The organism is Pseudomonas sp. MWU12-3088 (genome assembly GCF_023242405.1).
GTDB lineage: Bacteria > Pseudomonadota > Gammaproteobacteria > Pseudomonadales > Pseudomonadaceae > Aquipseudomonas > Aquipseudomonas kribbensis.
In genome coordinates this window covers 440,063-461,935 of sequence record NZ_JALJEA010000003.1, presented here as the reverse complement: position 1 = coordinate 461,935, position 21,873 = coordinate 440,063, and the positions used below count along the sequence as shown (strand labels likewise).

Sequence of the window (21,873 nt, the reverse complement as noted above, 5' to 3'; positions counted from 1 at the left end):
GGCTCAGTAACCCTGGGCGGCGACATGTTTGGCCGCTTCGATCAGGCAGTGGGTCAGCTCCGGCGAGGAGAACTTGGTCAGCACGCCGTTGGCCCCGGCGAGGCGGGCCTTCTCGCTGTTCATCGCGCTGTCCAGCGAGGTGTGCAGCAGCACGTAAAGATGGGCGAAGTCCGGGGTCTCGCGCAGGGTGCGGGTGAAGGCGTAGCCGTCCATCTCGGACATTTCGATGTCGGAGACGATCAGGTTGATCTGCTGCGCCGTGCCTTGCAGGTCCAGCAGGCAGTCGATGGCTTCCTTGGCGCTGCGGGCGGTGTGGCATTGCAGGCCGAGGTTGCGCAGGGTGTGAACCGATTGCTGCAATGCGACCTGGCTGTCGTCGACTACGAGGATTCGCGCGTTGCCCAGTACTTCGGCGTCTTCCATGCTCAGCTCGGTCGGGGCCATGTCGATCTGCGCCGGGGCGATGCCATGAATGACTTTTTCGATGTCCAGCACCTGAACCAGCGTGCCGTCCACCGAGGTCACGCCAGTGATGTAGGCGCGGGAGCCGCCGGAGCCGAACGGCGGCGGTTTGATGTCGGTGGTCAGGCAATGCACGATTTTGCTCACCGCCTGCACATGCAGACCTTGTTTCGAACGGCTGACGTCGGTAACGATCAGGCAGCCGCCGTTCGGGTCTTCCAGCGGACGCTCGCCGATGGCGCGGCTCAGGTCGATCACCGACAGCGAAGCGCCGCGCAGGGTGGCGATGCCTTTGACGTGGGGGTGCGACTCCGGCAGCTTGGTCAGCGGCGGGCAGGGGATGATTTCACTGACTTTCAGCAGGTTGATCGCCATCAGCTTGCCGCTGCGCAAGGTAAACAGCAGAAGCGAAAGTGAATCTGCGCGGGCTTTGTTGGAAGACATAAAAACCTTCTGTGGAAAAAGGTGATGGGCGAGGGTGGAAATCGCCAGAAACTATTGATGCCGGGTTATCGGCGTCAAAAGGTTGGGCTTTAGGTTAGTTGTCGGGTGGTGTTCCGATGCTGGATCTTTCAGCTTTTCAGGCCCAGCCGCTTGGCCAGTCGCCCCAGATTCGCACGATCCAGCCCCAGTTCGCGGGCGGCGCTGGCCCAGTTGTCCTGATTGCGCTCGAGTGCTGCACTGATCAACTGCCGCTGATAGTGCTCGGTAGCGGTGCGCAGGTCCCCGGAAATCAAAGGCAATGAGGCGACGGCACTGGCCGGCACTGGCGAGTTATCCACAACCTCGCGCGGCAGGTCGAGGTCCATCGCGCTCAGGCTGAGAATCTTCGGCCGCACCTTGCAGTTACCCAGCGCCTTCAGCGCGCTGCGTCCGATCAGGTGTTCCAGTTCACGCACGTTGCCCGGCCAGGTGTAGGCCAGCAGCGCTTCCTGGGCATCGCTGTTCAGGCGCAGGCTGTTGAGGCCCATGCGCGAGCGGTTCTGTTCGAGGAAAAAACCGCTGAGCAGCAACACATCGCGACCCCGTTCACGCAGCGCCGGCACCCGCAACGGGTACACACTCAGGCGATGGTAGAAGTCGGCCCGGTAGCGGCCGCTGCGTACTTCTTCGGCCAGGTCGCGGTTGGTCGCAGCGATCAGGCGCACATCGACCTGATGCTCCTTGTCCGACCCCAGACGCTGCAACTGGCCGCTCTGCAACACACGTAAAAGCTTGGCCTGAACCGTCAGCGACAACTCGCCGACTTCATCGAGAAACAGCGTGCCGCCATTGGCCAGTTCGAACTTGCCGCGCCGGTCGCTGGTGGCGCCGGTGAAAGCGCCGCGCACGTGGCCGAACAGTTCGCTTTCCACCAGCGTGTCCGGCAGGGCTGCGCAGTTGAGGCTGATGATCGGTTTGTCGGCGCGCTGGGAGGCGGCGTGGATCGCCTGGGCCACCAGTTCCTTACCGACCCCGGTTTCCCCGGTGATCAGCACGGTCAGGTCGCTGCCGCCCACCAGATTGATCTCTTCCACCAGCCGTTTGTGGGCCTTGCTCTGGCCGATCATTTCGCGATTCTGCTGGCCGCTGGCCTGGCGATAGACCTCGGCGCGCTGATGTTCGTCCTCGGCGCGGATTGCCAGACGTTCGATGCGTTCGGCGGCGTTGACCGTGGCCGAGGCGAGGCTGGCGAAGGCTTGCAGGGCGTCGAGTTCGATGGGTTCGAAACGCTCGGGATCGAGGGCGTCGAGGGTAATCAGGCCCCAGAGTTTTTCATCGACGAACAGCGGGCAACCGAGGCAGTCGTGGACTTCCAGATGATCGTCGAGGCCGTCGACCAATCCGTCATAAGGATCGGGCAATTCGCTGTCGGCGGCGAAACGGGTTGGCCCCGCGCCTGCCAGCAGCACTTCGAAACGCGGGTGTTCGCTGACCTTGAAGCGCCGACCGAGGGTGTCGGTGCTCAAACCGTCCACGGCCAATGGCACCAGCCACTCGCCATCGAGGCGCAACAAAGCTGCGGCATCGCACGGCAGCAGGGCGCGCATGGCTTCGAGCAGCCGTCGGTAGCGCTCGCCTTCGGGCAATTCACGGGACAGGTCGGAGACCAGCGGGAGCAGGGCGGTGAGCAGTGATTTGGCGGACATAGGCTTGTAGTCAAAGAGACGCGTTGTAGTCGAAGCGACTATAGAGGTGCTTGTGTCGATCTGACTACATAAATTTCAAGTTATTGATTTATATAGGAAAAATAGTTGGCACGATTACTGGAATACATAAGGCACTTTTAGAGAAAGCTCAGGAGTCACCCTTATGCTTAGCGTCCAGGATCGTGCCATCGTCAAATCCACTGTGCCTCTGCTGGAAAGCGGCGGTGAAGCGCTGATCACCCACTTCTACCGCATGATGCTCTCCGAGTACCCGGAAGTCCGCCCGCTGTTCAACCAGGCTCACCAGGCCAGCGGTGACCAGCCTCGCGCCCTGGCCAACGGCGTGTTGATGTACGCGCGCCACATTGATCAACTCGACCAGTTGGGCGACCTCGTGGCGAAGATCATCAACAAGCACGTGGCCCTGCAAATCCTGCCGGAACACTACCCGATCGTCGGCACCTGCCTGCTGCGCGCCATCTCCGAAGTGCTGGGCGATGAAATTGCCACGCCGGAAGTGATGAGTGCGTGGGGCGCGGCCTACGGTCAGTTGGCCGAGATCCTGATCGGTGCCGAAACCGCCATCTATGACCAGAAGGAACAGGCCGTCGGCGGCTGGCGCGGGGCGCGGGAGTTCATCGTTGTGGCCAAGGTCGAGGAGAGCGCGGAAATCATTTCGTTCTACTTCGAACCGGCGGACAAGGGCTCGATCCTCGCAGCCGAGCCAGGCCAGTACATCGGCATGAAGTTGATCCTCGACGGCGAAGAAATCCGCCGCAACTATTCACTGTCGGCCCTGGCCAACAAAGGCCAGTACCGCATCAGCGTCAAGCGCGAACCGGGTGGCCGCGCCTCCAATCACCTGCACGATCAACTGCACGTCGGCGCCAGCATCCAGCTGTTCCCGCCATCGGGCGAGTTCACCCTGACTGCCAGCGACAAGCCGCTGGTACTGATCAGTGGCGGCGTTGGCATCACGCCAACCCTGGCGATGCTGGAAGCGGCGCTGGAAACCGAGCGTCCGGTGCATTTCATTCACTGCGCGCGCAATGGCAGCGTGCATGCGTTCCGTGACTGGATCGACGGTCTGGCCGAACGCCATCCGCAACTCAAGCGCTTCTATTGCTACGCCGAAGATGACGGCGTGAGCCCAGCGGCGGACAAGGTCGGGCTGCTGAGCCAGGAACAACTGGGCGAGTGGCTGCCGGCGCAGCGTGATGTGGACGCCTACTTCCTCGGGCCGAAAGGCTTCATGGGGGCGATCAAGCGGCATCTGAAGGCGCTGGGTGTGCCGGAGAAGCAGAGCCGGTATGAGTTCTTCGGGCCGGCGGCCGCGCTGGAATAATCCAGAACCGAGTCGCCTTCATCGCTAGCAGGCTAGCTCCCACAATTGGAATGCAATCCGTTGTGGGAGCTAGCCTGCTAGCGATTAGCCGTTATACGGTCTTGATTCTTAAAAAGTGTTTAAAGGTTAATCGTTTCTTAACCGGTTTATCGTTTATTCCCCGATGCTGATGATAGGCGCTCGTTCGTTTACATGATCAGGATCGCCCCCATGTCGCACATCGCCTCTTCCCGTCGTTTCAGCCTGGCCGCGTTGGGCCTGTCGGTTGCCTTGCTGTCCAGTCCGTTTGCCTTTGCCGAATCCGCGTTGATCCAGCCGCAGACCCTGATCGTCGATCAGAGCCTGCCCAAGGCCCAGCGTGATGCAATGGAACTGGCGGCGCGGCGTTACGGCAGTTTCTGGAACACGGGCGAAGAAGCGTTGGCCACTGCGGCTCTGTCGCCGCAGTTTGTCGACAAGACCCCGCCGGAAGGCCGGGTGCAAGGGCCGACAGGGCCGCTGCTGGCGTCGAAGTTCTTTCGCACGGCGGTGCCGGACCTGAGCTGCGAGATTGAGCAAATGATCGTCGCCGGTGATCGTGTGGTGGTGCATCTGCACTTTCGCGGGCATTTCACCGGTACGTTCAAGGCTCTCAAAGGGCAGGGCCAGCGTGTAGACTTCCGGGCAACCGATATCTATCAGATCGACAACGGTCGCATCGCGGCCAATTGGCATATCGAAGACAACATCAGCCTGATGGCGCAACTGCAAGCGCAGCCGCCGGCCAGCTGAACCATGGACATGAAAGGGAAACGCGATGAGCGAGGAAACGATTCGATTGGGACGTGAACGGCGCTATCTGGTGTTGCTGGGCGTCATCTGCCTGGCACTGATCGGTGGCGCGCTGTACATGCAGATCGTGCTGGGCGAGGCGCCATGTCCGCTGTGCATCCTGCAGCGTTATGCCTTGCTGCTGATCGCGTTGTTCGCGTTCATCGGCGCGGCCATGCGCACCCGCCGCAGCATCACCGTGTTCGAGGTGCTGGTGGTGATTTGCGCGATTGCCGGAGCTGGCGTCGCCGGGCATCACGTGTACACCCAGTTCTACCCAGCGGTGAGTTGCGGCATTGATGTGCTGCAACCGATCGTCGATGACCTGCCGCTGGCGAAGATCTTCCCGCTGGGCTTCCAGGTCGACGGTTTCTGCTCGACGCCGTACCCGCCGATCCTCGGTCTGTCGCTGGCGCAATGGGCACTGGTGGCCTTCGTGCTGGTGGTGATCCTGGTGCCGCTGCTGACCTCGCGCAACCGAAAAGCATTGCGCTGAATCAACTTTTCGGCCCCTGCGCCGATAACACAAACGCCTCGATTTGCAGTGACGCAAATCGAGGCGTTATGCATTTCAGGGTCTTTGTGAAAACGTCGTGACGAACGGCAAGGGACGGTGCGACAGGTGTGCGACATGTTGTCACACACGCCATGTCGCAGTGCCTTTCGCAGGCCCGGATTGGACTGTTGTTACAAAAAAGGATTGGTCTGTTTCAGGGTTTTTCGGCTTTGGAACGCTGGTGCCGGAACAGGCAGTTTTAACAACCTGTGGCAATTGGCCAAAGCCCTTGGGTTATCGGGGTTTAAGCGCTTCACGGTGTCGGAAAAAGTCTTCGGAACTGTCTGATCCGAGCCAGGTACACCTACATTTTTTGGTGTTTTTGTTGAGAATCGATTTCGATAACATGCGGAACTTTTGCAAAAACGGTGATGGATTGTTGCTCTGAGCGATAAAAATTATTTCGGGATAAGACATGGTGTATAGGGCGCTACCTATCTACAATCGCCCGCACTGAATTCCCGGCACTGTTCAACCTTTATAAGGAACTGAGCAGGAAGTCGGGTGTCGAGGGGCCGAAAGGCTTGCGAGACACCCAGGTGTCGGTGCCTTCCAACTTTCCGCACCAAATGGAATTGGTCTGTAACAAGGCCTTTGACCACGAATTCGAATAAGAACTGACCGCTGTCCCAGGATTTGTCGAGCGTCTGACGCGCGACGGGCGGCCCTTATTCAATCCAAAGAAAATGCCAACCCTTGGCAGGGTGAAGTGTTGGCGATCAAAACCCAACTGCATTGCGCAAGCTGCTTTAGAGGTCGTGAGATGAGTAAAAACAGGTACCCCAGATTACTAGGCCTAGTGCCGCTGCTCGGCACGTTGTTGCTGGGAGGCTGCAACATGACCTTGCTCAATCCAACGGGCCAGGTCGGCCTGGAACAGCGCAACCTGATCATCACCGCTACGCTGCTGATGCTGTTGGTTGTTGTGCCGGTCATCGTCATGACCTTCCTGTTCGCCTGGAAGTACCGCGCCTCCAACAAGAACGCCGTCTACACCCCGAAATGGTCGCACTCGACCAAGATCGAAGTGGCAGTCTGGACCATTCCGGTCCTGATCATCATTGCCCTGGGTTACATCACCTACAAGTCGACCCACTCGCTGGATCCGTATCGTCCGATCGAATCCGACGTCAAGCCTGTGACCATCGAAGTGGTCGCGCTGGACTGGAAGTGGCTGTTCATTTACCCGGAACAAGGCATCGCCACGGTCAACAAGATCGTGTTCCCGGCGCACACGCCAGTTAACTTCCGGATCACTTCGGACGCGGTGATGAACTCGTTCTTCATCCCGGGCCTGGGCGGCCAGATCTACGCGATGGCGGGCATGACCACCAAGCTGCACCTGATCGCTGACCGCAACGCTGAAATGGACGGTATCTCCGCCAACTACAGCGGCGCTGGTTTCACCGGTATGAAATTCAAAGCGATCGCAACTTCTCAGGAAGATTTCGACGCCTGGGTAAGTGAAGTCAAAAAGGCACCTAAACAGCTTGAACAAGCTGAATACGCAGCCCTTGCCAAGCCAAGCCAGAACAATCCAGTCGAGCTCTACTCCTCGGTCACGCCGAACCTGTTCCAGACCATCGTCGACAAGTACGAAGGCATGAAACCGGGCAAGCCGCTGAAGCACGAGAAGAAAGAGAAAGAAGTGGCGGCAACGGATATGGACTCGAATTCGCATTCAGCTGCCGGGGCAGAGGAGTAAACGATGTTTGGTAAATTAAGTTGGGAAGCGATCCCTTTCCACGAGCCGATCGTGATGGTCACCATCTCGATGATCGCGCTCGGTGGTCTGGCGTTGTTCGCTGCAATCACCTACTTCAAGAAGTGGACTTACTTGTGGACCGAGTGGCTGACGTCGGTCGACCACAAGAAAATCGGCGTGATGTACATCATCGTTGCCATGGTCATGCTGCTGCGCGGTTTTGCCGACGCCATCATGATGCGTACCCAGCTGGCCATGGCCACCGAGGGTTCGCCTGGCTACCTGCCACCTGAACACTATGACCAGATCTTCACCGCTCACGGTGTGATCATGATCATCTTCATGGCGATGCCATTCTTCACCGGCCTGATGAACCTTGCAGTGCCGCTGCAGATCGGTGCCCGTGACGTTGCGTTCCCGTTCCTGAACTCCCTGAGCTTCTGGCTGCTGGTGTCCGGCGTCGTGCTGATCAACCTGTCCCTGGGCGTCGGCGAATTCGCCAAGACCGGCTGGGTTGCCTATCCACCGCTGTCGGGTCTGCAATACAGCCCTGGCGTGGGGATGGACTACTACATCTGGGCGCTACAGCTATCGGGTCTGGGTACAACGCTAACGGGGGTCAACTTCCTCGCGACCGTGCTGAAAATGCGTACCCCTGGCATGAAACTGATGGACATGCCGATCTTCACCTGGACCTGCACCTGGGCAAACGTTCTGATCGTGGCTTCGTTCCCGATCCTGACCGCTACCCTGGCACTGCTGACCCTTGACCGTTACATGGATTTCCACATTTTCACCAATGAACTTGGTGGCAATCCAATGATGTACGTCAACCTGTTCTGGGCATGGGGCCACCCTGAGGTTTACATCCTGATCCTGCCGGCCTTCGGCATCTTCTCGGAAGTGATCTCGGCCTTCACCGGCAAGAAACTGTTCGGCCACCACTCGATGATCTACGCTTCGGGCGCGATCTCGGTACTGGGCTTCATGGTTTGGCTGCACCACTTCTTCACCATGGGTTCGGGTGCCAGCGTCAACGCCTTCTTCGGTCTGGCGACGATGCTGATTTCCATCCCGACGGGTGTGAAACTGTTCAACTGGCTGTTCACCATCTACCAGGGCCGTCTGCGCTTCACCAGCCAGGTTCTGTGGACTCTGGGCTTCATGGTGACCTTCGCCATCGGCGGCATGACCGGCGTACTGCTGGCCATCCCGGGTGCTGACTTCGTTCTGCACAACAGCCTGTTCGTGATCGCGCACTTCCACAACGTGATCATCGGCGGCGCAGTATTCGGTTACATCGCAGGCTTCGGCTTTTATTTCCCGAAAGCGTTCGGCTTCAAGCTGCACGAAGGCTGGGGTAAAGCAGCGTTCTGGTTCTGGATCTCGGGCTTCTTCGTCGCGTTCATGCCGCTCTATGCACTGGGCTTCATGGGCATGACCCGTCGTCTGAACGCCACCACCAACCCTGAGTGGGTACCGTACCTGTACGTTGCCATGTTCGGTGCGGTGATGATCGCTGTGGGTATCGCTTGCCAGCTGATCCAGCTGTACGTCTCGGTACGTGACCGCAACAAGCCGGAAAACATGTGCGAACACGGTGACCCGTGGAATGCCCATACCCTGGAATGGTCGACCTCGTCGCCACCTCCGTTCTACAACTTCGCTGTGCTGCCTAAGGCTGACTGCATCGACCCGTTCACCGAAGCCAAGGAAAACGGTACTGCGTACCAGACTCCGGCCAAGTACGAGCCGATCCACATGCCGAACAACACCGCCACTGGCGTGGTGATGGGCGCACTGCTGACCGTATTCGGTTTCGCGATGATCTGGCACATCTGGTGGTTGGCGATCGCCAGCCTGGCCGGCACTGTCATCTACTTCGTGATCCACGCTGCACGTGACGACCAGGGCTACATGGTTCCGGTTGAAACGATCGAGCGCATCGAAGCCGAGCAGCACAAGCGTCTGGTAGCGGCCGGGAAGATCCCTGCTTCCGCGACCCGTGTTGAAACCAAGTTGGAACAGGCTTAAACAATGTCGAACTTAGTGACCAATGCTGGACACGCCCATGGCCACGACCATGGGCACGATGACCATCACCACGACTCGGGCGAGATGACCGTATACGGTTTCTGGCTCTACCTGATGACCGACTGCATTCTGTTTGCGTCGATCTTCGCGGTGTACGCGGTACTGGTAAACAACGTCGCCGGTGGCCCGTCGGGCCACGACATCTTCGAACTGCCATACGTGCTGGGCGAAACCGCTCTGCTGTTGTTCAGTTCGATCACCTACGGCTTCGCCATGCTGGCGTTGTACAAAGGTAAAAAGCAGCAGGTTCTGGGCTGGTTGTTCATGACCTTCCTGCTCGGCGCAGGCTTCATCGCCATGGAGATCAACGAGTTCCACCTGCTGATCTCCGAGGGCTTCGGTCCTAGCCGTTCGGGCTTCCTGTCGGCGTTCTTCACCCTGGTCGGTACCCACGGTCTGCACGTATCCGCGGGTCTGATCTGGATGGGCATCATGATGTACCAGGTCAACAAGCACGGCCTGACGGCGACCAACAAGACCCGTCTGAGCTGCCTGAGCCTGTTCTGGCACTTCCTGGACGTGGTGTGGATCTGCGTATTCACCGTTGTTTACCTGATGGGGACCCTGTAATGGCTAATGCACACTCCCATGACAGCCATGATGCTGGCCACGGCAGCGTAAAGTCGTACGCCATCGGCTTCATCCTGTCGGTGATCCTGACCGTGATCCCGTTCGGCCTGGTGATGTTCCCGACCCTGCCGAAGTCCACCACGCTGGCAATCGTCCTGCTGTTCGCAGTGATCCAGGTGATCGTTCACCTGTATTACTTCCTGCACCTGGACCGCTCCGTGGCCCAGCGTAACAACGTGATCGCGTTCGTCTTTACGGCCATCGTGATCCTGCTGCTGGTCGGCCTGTCGCTGTGGATCATGTTCAGCATCCACACGTTCATGATGGCGAAGTGAGGTAGACCCGATGTCGCTCAAGCACTTTATCCAAATCACCAAACCGGGGATCATTTTCGGTAACGTGCTTTCTGTGGCAGGCGGGTTCTTCCTGGCCTCGAAAGGGCATGTGGATCTGGCGGTGTTCCTGGCCGCCATGATCGGCACTTCCCTGGTCGTGGCCTCCGGTTGCGTGTTCAACAACTGCATCGACCGCGACATCGACCTGAAGATGGAGCGCACCAAGAACCGGGTGCTGGTCCAGGGCCTTATCTCCCTGAAACTGGCCCTGGTCTATGCGACCGTCCTGGGTGTCGCCGGCGTTGCGTTGCTGTACAAGGTGGCCAACCCGTTGGCTGCCCTGTTCGCCGTGATCGGCTTCATCATCTACGTCGGCTTCTACAGCCTGTACCTCAAGCGCAAGTCGGTTCACGGCACGCTGGTGGGCAGTCTGTCGGGCGCCATGCCGCCGGTGATCGGTTACGTGGCCGTGACCAACAGCTTTGACATGGCCGCGCTGACCCTGCTGGTGATGTTCAGCTTGTGGCAGATGCCGCATTCTTACGCCATCGCGATCTTCCGCTTCAACGATTACCTGGCCGCATCGATTCCGGTGCTGCCAGTGAAGCGCGGGATCCAGGTGGCCAAGAAGCACATCCTGTTCTACATCCTGGCGTTCCTCGTGGCGACCCTGATGCTGACCTTCAGCGGCTACGCCGGCATGAGCTACCTCGCCGTCGCCGCGGCCATGGGCATGTACTGGCTGTACATGGCCTGGACCGGCTACAAGGCGGTGGATGACACGGTCTGGGCACGCAAGCTGTTCGTGTTCTCGATCTTCACCATCACCGCATTGAGCGTCATGATGTCCCTGGACTTCAAGGTGCCGACCGAGCTGCTGCTGACGTACGCGCCGTAAGGTTCGAACGCTGTACGAAAAACCCCGTTCATCGAGAGATGAGCGGGGTTTTTTGTTGCCCGCGGCAAGTGATTCCGTCACAGCGGTTTGGGTTAAGCCGTAAATGATTAACCAGAAATCGACAGGTTGCGGTCACCAGGCAAAAGCCCTAGATTCGGATCCAACTTCACGCATCGATCAAGAGGCTGGGCGAAATGACTGAGAGGATGACTTGCGACGAACGCTTCATTGCCCTGGCAAAAGAGCTGAATTACGACATCAATGGCGAGAACACGGTGGGCGGCAATTACGCGCCGCTGGTGCGTCATCACGATGAGCTGTACATCAGCGGCATGGTGCCGCGCACCGAGGGCAAGATTCAGTATCCCGGCCGGGTCGGGCTGGAGCTGACGCTCAAGGACGCGCAAGCCGCCGCGAGCATCAGCGCCATGCGTTGCCTGGCGTTCATCGTCGATGCGGTCGGTTCGCTGGACAAGGTCAGGGCGTTGTTGCGGGTCACGGTCTATGTGAAGTCGACACCGGACTTTGTCGACCTGAGTGAAGTGGCCAACGGCGCATCCGACGTTTTCAGTTATGTGCTGGGGGATGCAGGTCGGCATACCCGCACCACCGTCGGCGTCTATCAGTTGCCGAAAAACGCGGCCATCGAAGTCGACATGATCGCAGCGGTACATCCGTCGGCGTAATCGCTGAACGCCGCACAACAAAAAGCCCCGCCTGAGATTCAGAGCGGGGCTTTTTCGTCAGCGCTGCGCTTACTGGGCAGCGATGCTGTAACCGTCGAACGCGGTCTGCTGTTGCAGGGCGGTGATGATGTTCTTGCGGTTGATCGCGTGTTCGGTGCCGGCGTTGTCGACGAAGGTCTCGCCTTCGATTTCTGCTTCTTCGCCTTCACCGACGAAGGTGAAACCGAGGAATTCCAGCGCCTCACGATCCACGCTCAGGCGCGAACGCGGCGTGCGCATTGGCAGGGTCACGCTGACGCCGTCCTTGCTGATGCTGAACACTTCGACGTCTTTCTTGGCGCGTGCGGCTTTGCTCTTGCCGCCGCTCGGGTTGCTGATCGCCTGATGGGTCTGGTTCAGCACCTTGAGGGCCAGGCCATAGACGATTTCCTGGAACGCCGGATCGTCCTTGAAGCTGGACAGGATGCGACTGATCGGGAACTTGCTGCTCAGGTCTTCGAGGGCTGCGATGTCGGCCGCCTCGGCATCTTTCAGGCGCTTGAGCTGGCCCATCAGCTCGTAGGCCTGATCGTCATCGAAGCGATCATGGGCCTGACGGATCGCGGCGCGCAGCTCACGGATCTGCTCGCTCTCGCGGGTCGACTGGAACGCGTCGAGCACCATCTCGCTGATGATCTTCGCTTGTGGAATGTGTTGTGAAAGATTGATGGAGTTTTCGTATTCCGCTTTGGACGACAGGGTGACTACGGATTCAGCGGTGTTGAAATCGGACATTGAAATTTCACTACTTTTTAACTTGGGATAAGACGAGAAAGCATGGGGGGCTTTTTCAGGCCGACTAATTTAGGGGAGCGGGGCAGTGTTGTCACGGAGCAACGGCCCGATGGAGTTGATTATTTGCCCGGCGTATTCAGGTTCATCGAACGGACGATCCACTGTTCGGCGTTCTGTTGATCCACCGGCAGCGAGAAGCGAAAGGTCGCGCCCCGTCCTGCGACATCGAGCAACTGGATTTCGCGCCCGTGCAGTTGCAGGATCCGATGCACGATTCGCAGGCCCAGTCCGCCGTCGCGCCGCGCGCCGCCGATATTGAAGGGACGCAGGAACAAACCTTCACGCAACTCGGCGGCGATGCCGGGGCCGGTGTCACTGACGGTGATTTCAACCAGTGCACCCTGGGGTTTCAGACCGAGTTCGATTTCGCCCCCCGGCGGCGTATGGCGCAAGGCGTTATCGAACAGGTTGGTCAGCACCCGTTCGATCAGCCCGAGGTCAGCGCAGACAGTTGGCAGGTTGGCGCTGAAACTGGCCTTGAGTTCGACGTTCCGGGCTTCGGCGCCCAGTTCGAATTTCTGGAAGATGTCCTGCACCAGGTCGGTCAGGGAAAATTGTTCCAGCACAGGCTGCACGAAACCATGTTCAAGGCGCACCAGCTCCAGCAGCGATTGCGCGAGCCCGCCGACCTTGCGGCTCTGATCCAGGGCGATCCCCAGATAGCGGCGGCGTTCTTCCGGAGACAGGGTGGCGTCCTTGAGTGACAGCGTTTCCAGGTAACCATGCAGCGAAGCCAGCGGTGTGCGCAGGTCATGGGAAATATTCGCCACCAGTTCCCGGCGCTCCTGATCCTGACGGGTCAAAGAGCGCCACTGTTCGCCGAGGCGGTTTTGCATTTGCCGGAACGCTGCGTCGAGCACGGCGATTTCGTCCGGGTCAGCGGACTTGTCCACAGGTGACGGTGCGGCTGGCAGCGATTGCGGTGCGCCGTCGATGTCGAAGCGACTCACGGTTTCGGTCAACCGACGCAATGGCCGGGTGATCAGGTTGAATGCCGTCAGACCGGCAATCAGGCACAGGAACGCCACCAGCCCGATGGACAGCAACGCCGTATTCAGCGCTGCACTGGTGGCGCCGCGTTCGGCGAAACGGTCGTGCGCTTCGCTGAGCAGGACCACGTAAAGGTAACCGGCCGGCTTGCCGTTGACCTGCAACGGCGCGGCGCTGAAGACCTTGCGCCCGTCGATGCTGCGCGGGTCGTCGCCAAGGATCGGCAGCGGTTGATCATTGAGCAGTCGTCGAATCGGTTGCAGGTCGACAGTCTGCCGACGCAGGCGTCCTTCCGGCGCCGCGTTGCCGACGATCCGGCCTTCGGTGTCGAGCAGATACACCTCGACACTCGGGTTGACCAGCATCAACTGGCTGAACAGTTCGCGCACCGCGCCGGGCATCAGGCCGTTGCTGTCCATCAGCACCGTGTCGTGGGCGATGTGTTGCGCCAGATCCCGGGACAGACCTTGCACCACCTCCAGCTCATGCATCTGGCTGGAGCGCACCTGCAACCACGCCGAAGTGCCGCAGCACGCCAGCAGCAACACGGCGAATACCAGGGACAGGCGCTGCGTCAGGGTCAGTTTCATGGTTGTTCTGTACTCGTGCCGAATTTGTAGCCACGGCCCCACACCGTGAGGATGCGCACCGGTTGTGCCGGATCCGCCTCGATCTTCGCCCGCAGGCGATTGATGTGGGTGTTGACCGTGTGTTCGTAGCCTTCGTGGCTGTAGCCCCAGACCGCGTTGAGCAGATCCATGCGCGAGAACACCTTGCCCGGCTGGCGGGCGAAGAAATACAGCAGGTCGAATTCCCGTGGGGTGAGGTCCAGTCGTTGGCCGTTCAGGGCCACGTCACGAGTGATCGGGTCGATGGTCAGGCCGTCGAGGCTCAGGCTGCCGGCGTCCATCTTCAGGTTGCGGGCCATGGCGTCTACCCGGCGCAGCAGGGCTTTGACCCGGGCGACGAGTTCAAGCATCGAAAACGGTTTGGCGAGGTAATCGTCGGCGCCCAGTTCCAGGCCAAGGATGCGGTGCAGTTCGCTGGAGCGGGCGCTGGTGATGATGATCGGTGTGTAGCGCGCCATGGCCCGGGCGCGGCGGCAGATTTCCAGGCCGTCGACGCCCGGCAACATGAGGTCGAGGATCAGTGCATCCCAGTGACTTTGCTGCAGCAGGCGCATGCCTTCGTCGCCGTCGGCGCTGTGGACCACCTCGAATTGCTCATCCCGCAGATGCAGGCAAATGAGGTCGGCGATGTGCAGGTCGTCCTCGACCACCAGGACGCGTTTGGTCTGTTCCATGAAGCTCAATCCTTCGGCGCAATGTGCGCATTGTGCGGGTTTTCCTCCGGGCGAGTTATCACGAATTGTTTAACTTCCCGTGAGGATTTGGCGATCAACCCAAGCCTAGGCTGTGTTCCACGACAGGCATCTGGAATTTTGGGAGACGGCCATGTTTTCACGGCGACAGATTCTGGCAACGGGCGGCGGGCTGGGGCTTGCAGCATTGCTGGCGGGTGTATTGCCAAAGTTATCCACGGGCTCGGCGCTGGTCGGCGAGGCGTTTGCCGACGAAGCGTTCGAAGTGACCCACAGCGACAGTGAATGGCATGCGCTGCTCACCGACGAGCAATTCGACGTGCTGCGCAAGGAAGGCACGGAACGGGCCTACAGCAGTCCCCTGAACAACGAGCATCGGACCGGCACTTTTGCCTGTGCCGGGTGCGATCTGACGCTGTTTTCGTCGGACACCAAGTTCGACAGCCGCACCGGCTGGCCGAGTTTCTGGGCGCCGCTGGAACACGCCGTGGCCACCCGTCAGGATCGGTCCTTCGGCATGACTCGGGAGGAAGTTCACTGCCGACGTTGCGGCGGTCACCTCGGCCATGTGTTCGACGACGGGCCCAAACCCACCGGTCTGCGCTACTGCATGAACGGCCTGGCCATGACTTTTAAACCCGTGGCGGTTTGAGTCGTGGCCCGCCTGCAATCTTCACTCTCTACAGGACGACACCATGTGGCTCTTGGTTCTCGCTTATCTCGGCGGTGTGCTGACGATCGTCAGCCCGTGCATCCTGCCGGTTCTGCCTTTTGTCTTCGCTCGCGCCGGGCAGCCGTTTATCAAGAGTGGCTTGCCGCTGTTGGCCGGGATGGCACTGACCTTCGCCCTCGTCGCGACACTGGCGGCGGTGGGCGGCGGTTGGGTGGTGCAAGTCAATCAGTACGGTCGCTGGCTCGCGTTGCTGTTCGTTGCACTGTTCGGGCTGACCTTGCTGCTGCCGCGTCTGGCCGAGCGTCTGACCCGGCCGCTGGTGTCCGCCGGCAGTCGCCTGTCGGAGGCCGCCGGCCAGGACAATCGTCCGCGTCCCGGCGCGCCGTTTCTGATCGGTGTCGCCACCGGGCTGCTCTGGGCACCGTGCGCCGGGCCCATCCTCGGCTTGATTCTGACCGGTGCCGCGCTGCAAGGAGCAAGCATCGCCACCACGCTGTTGTTGCTCGCTTACGCGGCGGGCGCGGCTACGTCGCTGGCTGCGGCGCTGCTGCTGGGCGGTAAGGTTTTCGCGCTGATGAAGCGCTCGATCGGAACTGGCGAGTGGATCCGCCGCGGGCTCGGTGCTGCGATGCTGGCCGGTGTGGCCGCCATCGCGCTGGGCCTCGATACCGGGATTCTGGCGCGGGTGTCGACCGCATCCACCGGAGGTCTGGAGCAGGCACTGGTCGGCAAACTGTCGGGGAAATCCCCTCAGGGCAACGGCACAATGATGGCGCAGATTCCCGCAGCGGATGACGCGGCAAACGGCAGCATGATGGCTGCTGGCGGTGCGATGAAAATGGCCGCCAAGGCACCGGTTTCGCTGCCGGTCGAAGGTCAGTTGCCGCCGCTCGATGGCGCGGTGCAATGGCTCAACTCCGCGCCGCTTGATGCTCAGGCATTGAAGGGCAAAGTGGTGCTGGTGGATTTCTGGACCTACTCCTGCATCAACTGCCTGCGCACCTTGCCTTACGTCAAAGCCTGGGCCGAGAAGTACAAGGATCAGGGCCTGGTGGTGATCGGCGTGCATGCCCCGGAATTTGCCTTCGAACGTGATGTAGGCAACGTCACCAAAGCCATGAAGGAACTGGGCATCAACTACCCGGTGGCCATCGATAACGACTACAGGATCTGGCGCGCTTTCAACAATGAATACTGGCCGGCACATTACTTTGCCGACGCCCAGGGGCGCATTCGTTACCACCACTTTGGCGAAGGAGACTACGCCGAATCGGAACGCGTCATCCAGCAACTGTTGCGTGAAGCCGGTGCGAAAACCGTCGCCGACGGTTTGATCAATGCCGATGCCCAAGGCGTGCAGCTGGCGCCGGACATGAATCAGGTGCTGTCGCCGGAAACCTACGTCGGCTACCAGCGTGCGGAACATTTCGTACCGGAAACCAGCCTTGTGCCTGACAAGGTGGCGGCTTACACGGCGCCGACGAACCTGGCTCTGAATGACTGGAGTCTGGGCGGGCAATGGGCAGTCGGTGCCGAGCGCGCCACCGCAAATGCGCCGGCCAGCCGTATCGTTTACCGCTTCCATGCCCGCGATCTGCATCTGGTGCTGGGGCCGGGAACGGACGGCAAACCGGTGCGCTTCAAAGTGACCATCGACGGTCAGGCGCCGGGCGATGCCCACGGTGTCGACGTGGCGCCTGACGGCAGCGGTCGGGTCACCGAACAGCGCTTGTATCAATTGGTGCGGCAAACCGATGGGGTGAAGGACCGAACCTTCAGCATCGAGTTTCTAGATCCGGGCGTGTCGGCCTACGCCTTTACCTTCGGCTGATCAGGAGTGCGTGACATGAAAACTCGAATTGTCTGGCGTCGTCTGTTGTTGGGCGTCGCGGCGGCCGGAGTGATCGGACAGTGCTCGGCGTTTTCCTTCGGCGCCGAGGAAGGCGTGGCGATTCCTCCGCCAGCTCTTGATGAGAGCACCCTGGCGCACAGTGAGACGGCAGTCTTCGCCGGCGGCTGTTTCTGGGGTGTGCAGGGTGTTTTCCAGCACGTCAAAGGTGTGCAGAAAGCCGTCTCCGGATACGCTGGCGGCTCGGCCAACACGGCGGAATATGAACGGGTCAGCGAGGGCGATACGGGCCATGCCGAGTCGGTACAAGTCACCTTCGACCCGACCCAGGTCAGCTACGGCAGCCTGTTGCAGATTTACTTCTCGGTGGCCCACAACCCGACCGAGCTCAACCGTCAGGGGCCGGACAGCGGCACGCAATATCGCTCGGCGCTGTTCCCGGTCAATGCCGATCAGCAACGCGTCGCGCAGGCCTATATCGCCCAGCTTGATGCGGCGCATGCCTACAGCAAACCCATCGTGACCCGACTGGAAACCTATAACGGCTTCTATCCGGCGGAGGACTATCACCAGGACTTCCTCACCGAACACCCGACCTATCCGTACATCGTGATCAACGACCTGCCGAAAGTGGCACAGTTGAAGCAGCTGTTCGCCGAGCGTTATCAGGAGAAACCGGTGCTGGTGAAAAACGGGTCGTGATCAACGGTTATGCAATGGTTATTGTGCGGTCACTGGCGACTGTCGAGCGGCGAGGGCTCGCAGTGTCCAGTAGAGTTTCAGCGAACGGGTGCTGATCAGGCCGCACATGAACCCCGATACCGTGGACTTGAGCAGCAGCATGTCGGGGGAAGCGGCCAGCTGCGGATTTACCGCATCCTGATAGCCGAAGTAATAGTTCGCGAAAAAGAACATCAGGAACATGATCAGGATTTTCACGGTGCCCGGCATGATCAACCCCGTCGCGGTATCGTCGAGTGCCACGCCCTTGCGGGAAAACACCAGCCAGGCCGAGAGACTGCCCAGCAACAGCGCGCCAAACCAACTGCCAAGGAACAGGACCGGGTCGATCGTCAAGTTCACGGAGTACAACGACCACGCCAGAAACGCAGGCGGTGTGATGAGCATCGAGAGACGGCTTTCACGGCGGGGAGAAAAAGCCTTGATGCCGAAATAAACCACAAGCAGAAAAAACACATAGGCCCGAATCGGAGTGTTTTGCAGAATCGTGAGCATCGCGCAGCATCCATGCTGGAAAAGAGGAAGGTGGATAATAGTCGTGGTCGCTGCAACCGTCGGCTTTTTGTTGAACCCGGGCTGATCAGCTTTTCCCCCATGTCCGCATCGCAAACTCGACGAAGCGCCGAAGCTTCGGCAGCCGATAACGATCCTGTGCATAAAGCAGATGCAAAGGACGGCTCGGTGGCTGGTAGTCGGGCATCACTGCGACGAGTTTGCCGTCGCGCAGGTCCTGCTCCACCAGTGCATCGGGCAGCATCACGATGCCCATGCCGGTACGCGCCGCCTGATGCAAACCGGCGGAGGTGTTCATCAGCATCGGCCCACTGACATCGACCATGATTTCACCGTCAGGGCCGCTCAGGCGCCAGCGCTTTTCCACCGATTGCCAGTCATCGCCGGCGGGGTAGGCGAACGACAGGCAATCGTGCTGTTGCAGGTCTTCAGGTGTCAGGGGCATGCCGCGCCGGGCCACGTAATCCGGAGATGCACACACGGTCAGGGTGTAGTCGATCAGGGGGCGGGCGATCAGGTTCGATTGCTCGAAATGGCCGAGGCGGAACGCCACATCGAGACCACTCTCCAGCAGATCCGGGCGACTGTTGGTCAGCACGACATCCATTCTGACTTGCGGGTACTGCAGGGAAAATTCGCTGAGCGCCGGAGCCAGGCGTTCAACACCGAAGGTCAGTGGCGCGGTGATGCGCAACAGGCCGCGCGGTTCATCCAGGGTTTGCTCGGCGAGTCGTTCGGAGTCTTGCACCAGCCCCAGCACTTCCAGACAGCGCTGGTAATAGACCGTGCCGAATTCGGTCAGCCGCTGACGCCGTGTGGTGCGTTGCAGCAGTTGTACGCCGAGGCGCTGCTCCAGTGCCCGCAGGTGATTGCCGACCATGGTCGTGGACATTTCGCACTGCAGGGCGGCGGCCGTCATGCTGCCGCTTTCCACGACCTTGACGTAGACGCTCATCGACTGGAACAGATCCATTATCAAGTCCTGCTTATAAATGATTGAAGTTTTGCGGAGTTTATCCAGCTCTGGTGGCTAACCATACTGCAAACACACCGACCTTCACTGGAGTTTGAAGTCATGACCGCCGCCCTGATGAACACGTACCAACCGCTGGCTTTGAGTTTCACCAAAGGCCTGGGCACCCGTCTGTGGGATCAGGCCGGTCGTGAATACCTCGATGCCGTCGCGGGTGTAGCGGTGACCAATGTCGGCCACTCGCATCCGCGGATTGTTTCGGCGATCAGCGAGCAGGCGGGATTGCTGTTGCACACCTCCAACCTCTACAGCATCGACTGGCAGCAGCAACTGGCGCTCAAACTGACGCAGTTGTCGGGGATGGAGCGGGCGTTCTTCAACAACTCCGGCGCCGAGGCCAACGAAACCGCGCTGAAACTGGCGCGCCTGCATGGCTGGCGCAAGGGGATTGAGCCGCCGCTGGTGGTGGTCATGGCCAATGCGTTTCATGGCCGCACTCTGGGCACTTTGTCAGCCAGCGATGGCCCGGCGGTGCGCCTGGGATTCAACGAGTTGCCGGGGGATTTCGTCAAAGTGCCATTTGGCGATCTCGAAGCTCTGGAGCAGGTGCAGCAGCAACATGGCGAGCGGATCGTGGCGATTCTGGTGGAGCCGATCCAGGGCGAAAGCGGCGTGCAAATCGCGCCGCCGGGTTACCTGAAAGCGCTGCGCGAACTCTGCAATCGCCACGCCTGGCTGTTGATGCTCGACGAGATCCAGACCGGCATCGGTCGCACCGGGCGGTGGTTTGCGTTTCAGCATGAAGGCATCGTCCCCGACGTCATGACCCTCGCCAAAGGCCTGGGTAACGGCGTGCCGATCGGTGCCTGTCTGGCACGGGGCCGGGCGGCGGAACTGTTTACGCCGGGCAGCCATGGCAGCACCTTCGGCGGCAATCCGCTGGCCTGCCGGGTGGGTTGCACCGTGCTCGACATCATCGAAGAACAGGGCCTGCTGGAGAATGCCCGGGTACAAGGCGAGCGTTTGCTCAGCCGCCTGCGGTCGGAACTGGCGGACAACCCGAATGTGCTGGCAATTCGTGGGCAGGGGTTGATGATCGGTATCGAACTGAAACAGCCGATCCGCGACCTGACCCTGATTGCCGCGCGGGATCACGGGCTGCTGATCAACGTCACCCGCGGCAAGACGATCCGGTTGCTGCCGCCGCTGACGATTGATGAGCGGGAGGTGGGGATGATTGTGAGGGGGATAGGGCGCGTACTGGAACGGGACTGATCTCTTGTTCAGTAGTGATATCTGCACGTGATGACGCAGACTTCACCGTCTTCAATTGCATAGACCAAACGATGTTCGGCAGTTATCCGTCGGGACCAGAAGCCGCTCATGTTGTGCTTGAGCGGCTCGGGTTTGCCGAGTCCTTCGAAGGGTTGTCGTTGGATCGCTTTGATCAACAGATTGATGCGTTTGAGACCGGCCTTATCGTTCTGCTGAAACCATAAGTAGTCTTCCCACCCGGTTGGCGTGAACTCGATTTTCATTCTTCGATCAGTTGCCTGGCCTTGGCTTTTCCTGCACGCATTTCGCCAATCGATTTGATCAAGCGCTCTGCGTTGGCTGGAGAACGCAGCAGATATGCCGTTTCTTCCATCGCGTTGTATTCAGCCAGAGACATCATGACAACAGGTTCACCTTTTTGGCGGGTGACCAGCAGTGGGGCGCGATCTTCGTTCACGCGGTCCATGGTTTCCGCCAAGTGAGCCCGGGCCGTGGTGTAGTTGATGGTGTGCATGTTGTAGTCCTCGCTTGATGCAAAGAACGTACAGAAATGAGTACATGATGACAAGGCAATACCTACCAGTGGTTGTCGTGCAGAGAGACTATCTGCGGTTGAGTAAGTATCACTGAAGTCTCATCGAGACGTTTCCTGGACCTCTGTAATCTCATTCCGATGGGTAAGCCATCCAGCGGTCGTTGAGAATTCGAATCTGACGTTACCCGCGTAAGACTTATTGACCGTACTTGTCAGGCAACGGCAACCCTGTCTGCAGGCATTTGATGAGTTTGTCGGGATCTACCTGACACCAGTAAACGAATGTCAGCTCATCAAAATCGGCTATTGCTGTCTGGGCGTCGACCAGAAAGTGTGGCGCTTTCCATTGTTGTGCGACGACGGCCAGTGCACCAGGACCGCAAACGATCCACGATGCTTTGCCACCAAAGATTTGTGGCAAATAGGCGTCGCTCAAAATGGATTGCATGACACTATCGAGCGATTCGCTTTCTGATCGAGTCAACCAGCGTTGATGTGGCGCGTCGCAATCATCGCCGGCATGCACGCTGTCGCGAGTGATTCGAAGCTTTTTCAGTAATGTCATCCGAGCAACTTTCC

Annotated in this window: 23 protein-coding genes; 13 read left to right on the top strand and 10 right to left on the bottom strand. The window is 59.6% G+C overall.

All coding sequences use genetic code 11. The features are described 5' to 3' along the window. Positions 1–3: 3 nt before the first annotated feature. Both M5B98_RS10810 and norR read right to left on the bottom strand, forming a co-directional pair. Positions 4–906: a chemotaxis protein CheV gene (locus M5B98_RS10810; RefSeq protein WP_085709366.1), complete on the bottom strand. Its 903-nt coding sequence runs from the start codon at positions 904–906 to the stop codon at positions 4–6. A 128-nt stretch (positions 907–1,034) separates the two neighbouring features. After that, on the bottom strand, positions 1,035–2,591 hold the full coding sequence (norR, locus tag M5B98_RS10805) for a nitric oxide reductase transcriptional regulator NorR (RefSeq protein ID WP_248742688.1): 1,557 nt from the start codon (positions 2,589–2,591) through the stop codon (positions 1,035–1,037). Positions 2,592–2,754: 163 nt separating this feature from the next. Here norR and hmpA point away from each other — a divergent pair, with 163 nt between their 5' ends. The 9 genes from hmpA to M5B98_RS10760 all read left to right on the top strand — a co-directional run bounded on the left by hmpA (position 2,755) and on the right by M5B98_RS10760 (position 11,590). Then, a complete protein-coding gene (hmpA, locus tag M5B98_RS10800; protein WP_248742687.1) occupies positions 2,755–3,936 on the top strand; it encodes an NO-inducible flavohemoprotein in 1,182 nt (393 codons plus the stop codon). A gap of 210 nt (positions 3,937–4,146) precedes the next feature. Continuing rightward, complete coding sequence (locus M5B98_RS10795; RefSeq protein WP_248742686.1) at positions 4,147–4,707, top strand: ester cyclase; 561 nt, start codon at positions 4,147–4,149, stop codon at positions 4,705–4,707. Between the two features lie 25 nt (positions 4,708–4,732). Further along, complete coding sequence (locus M5B98_RS10790) at positions 4,733–5,242, top strand: disulfide bond formation protein B (RefSeq protein ID WP_085709370.1); 510 nt, start codon at positions 4,733–4,735, stop codon at positions 5,240–5,242. 823 nt (positions 5,243–6,065) lie between these two features. After that, positions 6,066–7,007 (top strand): ubiquinol oxidase subunit II, encoded by a 942-nt coding sequence (cyoA, locus tag M5B98_RS10785; RefSeq protein ID WP_065261342.1) that lies wholly within the window; start codon positions 6,066–6,068, stop codon positions 7,005–7,007. A gap of 3 nt (positions 7,008–7,010) precedes the next feature. Then, complete coding sequence (gene cyoB / locus M5B98_RS10780) at positions 7,011–9,041, top strand: cytochrome o ubiquinol oxidase subunit I (protein ID WP_114885397.1); 2,031 nt, start codon at positions 7,011–7,013, stop codon at positions 9,039–9,041. Positions 9,042–9,044: 3 nt separating this feature from the next. Continuing rightward, positions 9,045–9,671 (top strand): cytochrome o ubiquinol oxidase subunit III, encoded by a 627-nt coding sequence (locus tag M5B98_RS10775; protein WP_007956720.1) that lies wholly within the window; start codon positions 9,045–9,047, stop codon positions 9,669–9,671. Then, entirely contained in the window at positions 9,671–10,006 is a 336-nt protein-coding gene (cyoD, locus tag M5B98_RS10770) for a cytochrome o ubiquinol oxidase subunit IV (RefSeq protein ID WP_065261339.1), read from the top strand. Before M5B98_RS10775 ends, cyoD begins: the two co-directional genes overlap by 1 nt. 10 nt (positions 10,007–10,016) lie before the next feature. Continuing rightward, positions 10,017–10,904: a heme o synthase gene (gene cyoE / locus M5B98_RS10765; protein WP_039765651.1), complete on the top strand. Its 888-nt coding sequence runs from the start codon at positions 10,017–10,019 to the stop codon at positions 10,902–10,904. A gap of 194 nt (positions 10,905–11,098) precedes the next feature. Then, positions 11,099–11,590, top strand: a complete 492-nt coding sequence (locus M5B98_RS10760; protein ID WP_085709372.1) for a RidA family protein — start codon at positions 11,099–11,101, stop codon at positions 11,588–11,590. A gap of 69 nt (positions 11,591–11,659) precedes the next feature. Here M5B98_RS10760 and M5B98_RS10755 read toward each other — a convergent pair whose 3' ends face one another. From M5B98_RS10755 to M5B98_RS10745, 3 genes are all read right to left on the bottom strand, one after another. Further along, positions 11,660–12,364, bottom strand: coding sequence for a hypothetical protein (locus tag M5B98_RS10755; RefSeq protein ID WP_248742685.1), 705 nt, complete (start codon positions 12,362–12,364; stop codon positions 11,660–11,662). 119 nt (positions 12,365–12,483) lie between these two features. Continuing rightward, the gene (locus tag M5B98_RS10750) at positions 12,484–14,004 is read right to left on the bottom strand and encodes a sensor histidine kinase (protein WP_248742684.1); all 1,521 of its coding nucleotides are present in this window, start codon (positions 14,002–14,004) and stop codon (positions 12,484–12,486) included. Next, the gene (locus M5B98_RS10745) at positions 14,001–14,717 is read right to left on the bottom strand and encodes a response regulator transcription factor (RefSeq protein ID WP_248739330.1); all 717 of its coding nucleotides are present in this window, start codon (positions 14,715–14,717) and stop codon (positions 14,001–14,003) included. Before M5B98_RS10745 ends, M5B98_RS10750 begins: the two co-directional genes overlap by 4 nt. 151 nt (positions 14,718–14,868) lie before the next feature. Between M5B98_RS10745 and msrB the strand changes: the two genes are divergently transcribed. The 3 genes from msrB to msrA are packed head-to-tail and all read left to right on the top strand — an operon-like array spanning position 14,869 to position 17,959. Further along, positions 14,869–15,387 carry a peptide-methionine (R)-S-oxide reductase MsrB gene (gene msrB / locus M5B98_RS10740; RefSeq protein ID WP_248742683.1) on the top strand — a complete coding sequence of 173 codons (519 nt, stop codon included), beginning with the start codon at positions 14,869–14,871 and terminating at the stop codon, positions 15,385–15,387. 43 nt (positions 15,388–15,430) lie between these two features. Next, complete coding sequence (locus M5B98_RS10735) at positions 15,431–17,239, top strand: cytochrome c biogenesis protein DipZ (RefSeq protein ID WP_248742682.1); 1,809 nt, start codon at positions 15,431–15,433, stop codon at positions 17,237–17,239. Between the two features lie 15 nt (positions 17,240–17,254). After that, positions 17,255–17,959 carry a peptide-methionine (S)-S-oxide reductase MsrA gene (gene msrA, locus M5B98_RS10730; protein ID WP_248742681.1) on the top strand — a complete coding sequence of 235 codons (705 nt, stop codon included), beginning with the start codon at positions 17,255–17,257 and terminating at the stop codon, positions 17,957–17,959. Between the two features lie 18 nt (positions 17,960–17,977). Here msrA and M5B98_RS10725 read toward each other — a convergent pair whose 3' ends face one another. Together M5B98_RS10725 and M5B98_RS10720 are read right to left on the bottom strand one after the other, a co-directional pair. Continuing rightward, positions 17,978–18,493: a DUF6622 family protein gene (locus tag M5B98_RS10725; protein ID WP_248742680.1), complete on the bottom strand. Its 516-nt coding sequence runs from the start codon at positions 18,491–18,493 to the stop codon at positions 17,978–17,980. A gap of 85 nt (positions 18,494–18,578) precedes the next feature. Beyond that, positions 18,579–19,484 (bottom strand): LysR family transcriptional regulator, encoded by a 906-nt coding sequence (locus M5B98_RS10720; protein ID WP_248739325.1) that lies wholly within the window; start codon positions 19,482–19,484, stop codon positions 18,579–18,581. A gap of 102 nt (positions 19,485–19,586) precedes the next feature. Between M5B98_RS10720 and M5B98_RS10715 the strand changes: the two genes are divergently transcribed. After that, the gene (locus tag M5B98_RS10715) at positions 19,587–20,759 is read left to right on the top strand and encodes an aspartate aminotransferase family protein (RefSeq protein WP_248742679.1); all 1,173 of its coding nucleotides are present in this window, start codon (positions 19,587–19,589) and stop codon (positions 20,757–20,759) included. 8 nt (positions 20,760–20,767) lie between these two features. On the opposite strand, the gene M5B98_RS10710 is transcribed toward M5B98_RS10715, so the two are convergent. The 3 genes from M5B98_RS10710 to M5B98_RS10700 all read right to left on the bottom strand — a co-directional run bounded on the left by M5B98_RS10710 (position 20,768) and on the right by M5B98_RS10700 (position 21,859). Then, entirely contained in the window at positions 20,768–21,022 is a 255-nt protein-coding gene (locus M5B98_RS10710) for a Txe/YoeB family addiction module toxin (protein ID WP_114885380.1), read from the bottom strand. Continuing rightward, a complete protein-coding gene (locus M5B98_RS10705) occupies positions 21,019–21,273 on the bottom strand; it encodes a type II toxin-antitoxin system prevent-host-death family antitoxin (protein WP_248742678.1) in 255 nt (84 codons plus the stop codon). Before M5B98_RS10705 ends, M5B98_RS10710 begins: the two co-directional genes overlap by 4 nt. A gap of 217 nt (positions 21,274–21,490) precedes the next feature. Next, on the bottom strand, positions 21,491–21,859 hold the full coding sequence (locus M5B98_RS10700; RefSeq protein WP_114885376.1) for a hypothetical protein: 369 nt from the start codon (positions 21,857–21,859) through the stop codon (positions 21,491–21,493). Between the last annotated feature and the right edge of the window lie 14 nt (positions 21,860–21,873).

What these genes read in the sequence shown, in the direction of transcription:
- M5B98_RS10810 (WP_085709366.1), bottom strand. Translation starts at nt 906, where the DNA reads ATGTCTTCCAACAAAGCCCGCGCAGATTCACTTTCGCTTCTGCTGTTT.
- norR (WP_248742688.1), bottom strand. Translation starts at nt 2,591, where the DNA reads ATGTCCGCCAAATCACTGCTCACCGCCCTGCTCCCGCTGGTCTCCGAC.
- hmpA (WP_248742687.1), top strand. Translation starts at nt 2,755, where the DNA reads ATGCTTAGCGTCCAGGATCGTGCCATCGTCAAATCCACTGTGCCTCTG.
- M5B98_RS10795 (WP_248742686.1), top strand. Translation starts at nt 4,147, where the DNA reads ATGTCGCACATCGCCTCTTCCCGTCGTTTCAGCCTGGCCGCGTTGGGC.
- M5B98_RS10790 (WP_085709370.1), top strand. Translation starts at nt 4,733, where the DNA reads ATGAGCGAGGAAACGATTCGATTGGGACGTGAACGGCGCTATCTGGTG.
- cyoA (WP_065261342.1), top strand. Translation starts at nt 6,066, where the DNA reads ATGAGTAAAAACAGGTACCCCAGATTACTAGGCCTAGTGCCGCTGCTC.
- cyoB (WP_114885397.1), top strand. Translation starts at nt 7,011, where the DNA reads ATGTTTGGTAAATTAAGTTGGGAAGCGATCCCTTTCCACGAGCCGATC.
- M5B98_RS10775 (WP_007956720.1), top strand. Translation starts at nt 9,045, where the DNA reads ATGTCGAACTTAGTGACCAATGCTGGACACGCCCATGGCCACGACCAT.
- cyoD (WP_065261339.1), top strand. Translation starts at nt 9,671, where the DNA reads ATGGCTAATGCACACTCCCATGACAGCCATGATGCTGGCCACGGCAGC.
- cyoE (WP_039765651.1), top strand. Translation starts at nt 10,017, where the DNA reads ATGTCGCTCAAGCACTTTATCCAAATCACCAAACCGGGGATCATTTTC.
- M5B98_RS10760 (WP_085709372.1), top strand. Translation starts at nt 11,099, where the DNA reads ATGACTGAGAGGATGACTTGCGACGAACGCTTCATTGCCCTGGCAAAA.
- M5B98_RS10755 (WP_248742685.1), bottom strand. Translation starts at nt 12,364, where the DNA reads ATGTCCGATTTCAACACCGCTGAATCCGTAGTCACCCTGTCGTCCAAA.
- M5B98_RS10750 (WP_248742684.1), bottom strand. Translation starts at nt 14,004, where the DNA reads ATGAAACTGACCCTGACGCAGCGCCTGTCCCTGGTATTCGCCGTGTTG.
- M5B98_RS10745 (WP_248739330.1), bottom strand. Translation starts at nt 14,717, where the DNA reads ATGGAACAGACCAAACGCGTCCTGGTGGTCGAGGACGACCTGCACATC.
- msrB (WP_248742683.1), top strand. Translation starts at nt 14,869, where the DNA reads ATGTTTTCACGGCGACAGATTCTGGCAACGGGCGGCGGGCTGGGGCTT.
- M5B98_RS10735 (WP_248742682.1), top strand. Translation starts at nt 15,431, where the DNA reads ATGTGGCTCTTGGTTCTCGCTTATCTCGGCGGTGTGCTGACGATCGTC.
- msrA (WP_248742681.1), top strand. Translation starts at nt 17,255, where the DNA reads ATGAAAACTCGAATTGTCTGGCGTCGTCTGTTGTTGGGCGTCGCGGCG.
- M5B98_RS10725 (WP_248742680.1), bottom strand. Translation starts at nt 18,493, where the DNA reads ATGCTCACGATTCTGCAAAACACTCCGATTCGGGCCTATGTGTTTTTT.
- M5B98_RS10720 (WP_248739325.1), bottom strand. Translation starts at nt 19,484, where the DNA reads ATGGATCTGTTCCAGTCGATGAGCGTCTACGTCAAGGTCGTGGAAAGC.
- M5B98_RS10715 (WP_248742679.1), top strand. Translation starts at nt 19,587, where the DNA reads ATGACCGCCGCCCTGATGAACACGTACCAACCGCTGGCTTTGAGTTTC.
- M5B98_RS10710 (WP_114885380.1), bottom strand. Translation starts at nt 21,022, where the DNA reads ATGAAAATCGAGTTCACGCCAACCGGGTGGGAAGACTACTTATGGTTT.
- M5B98_RS10705 (WP_248742678.1), bottom strand. Translation starts at nt 21,273, where the DNA reads ATGCACACCATCAACTACACCACGGCCCGGGCTCACTTGGCGGAAACC.
- M5B98_RS10700 (WP_114885376.1), bottom strand. Translation starts at nt 21,859, where the DNA reads ATGACATTACTGAAAAAGCTTCGAATCACTCGCGACAGCGTGCATGCC.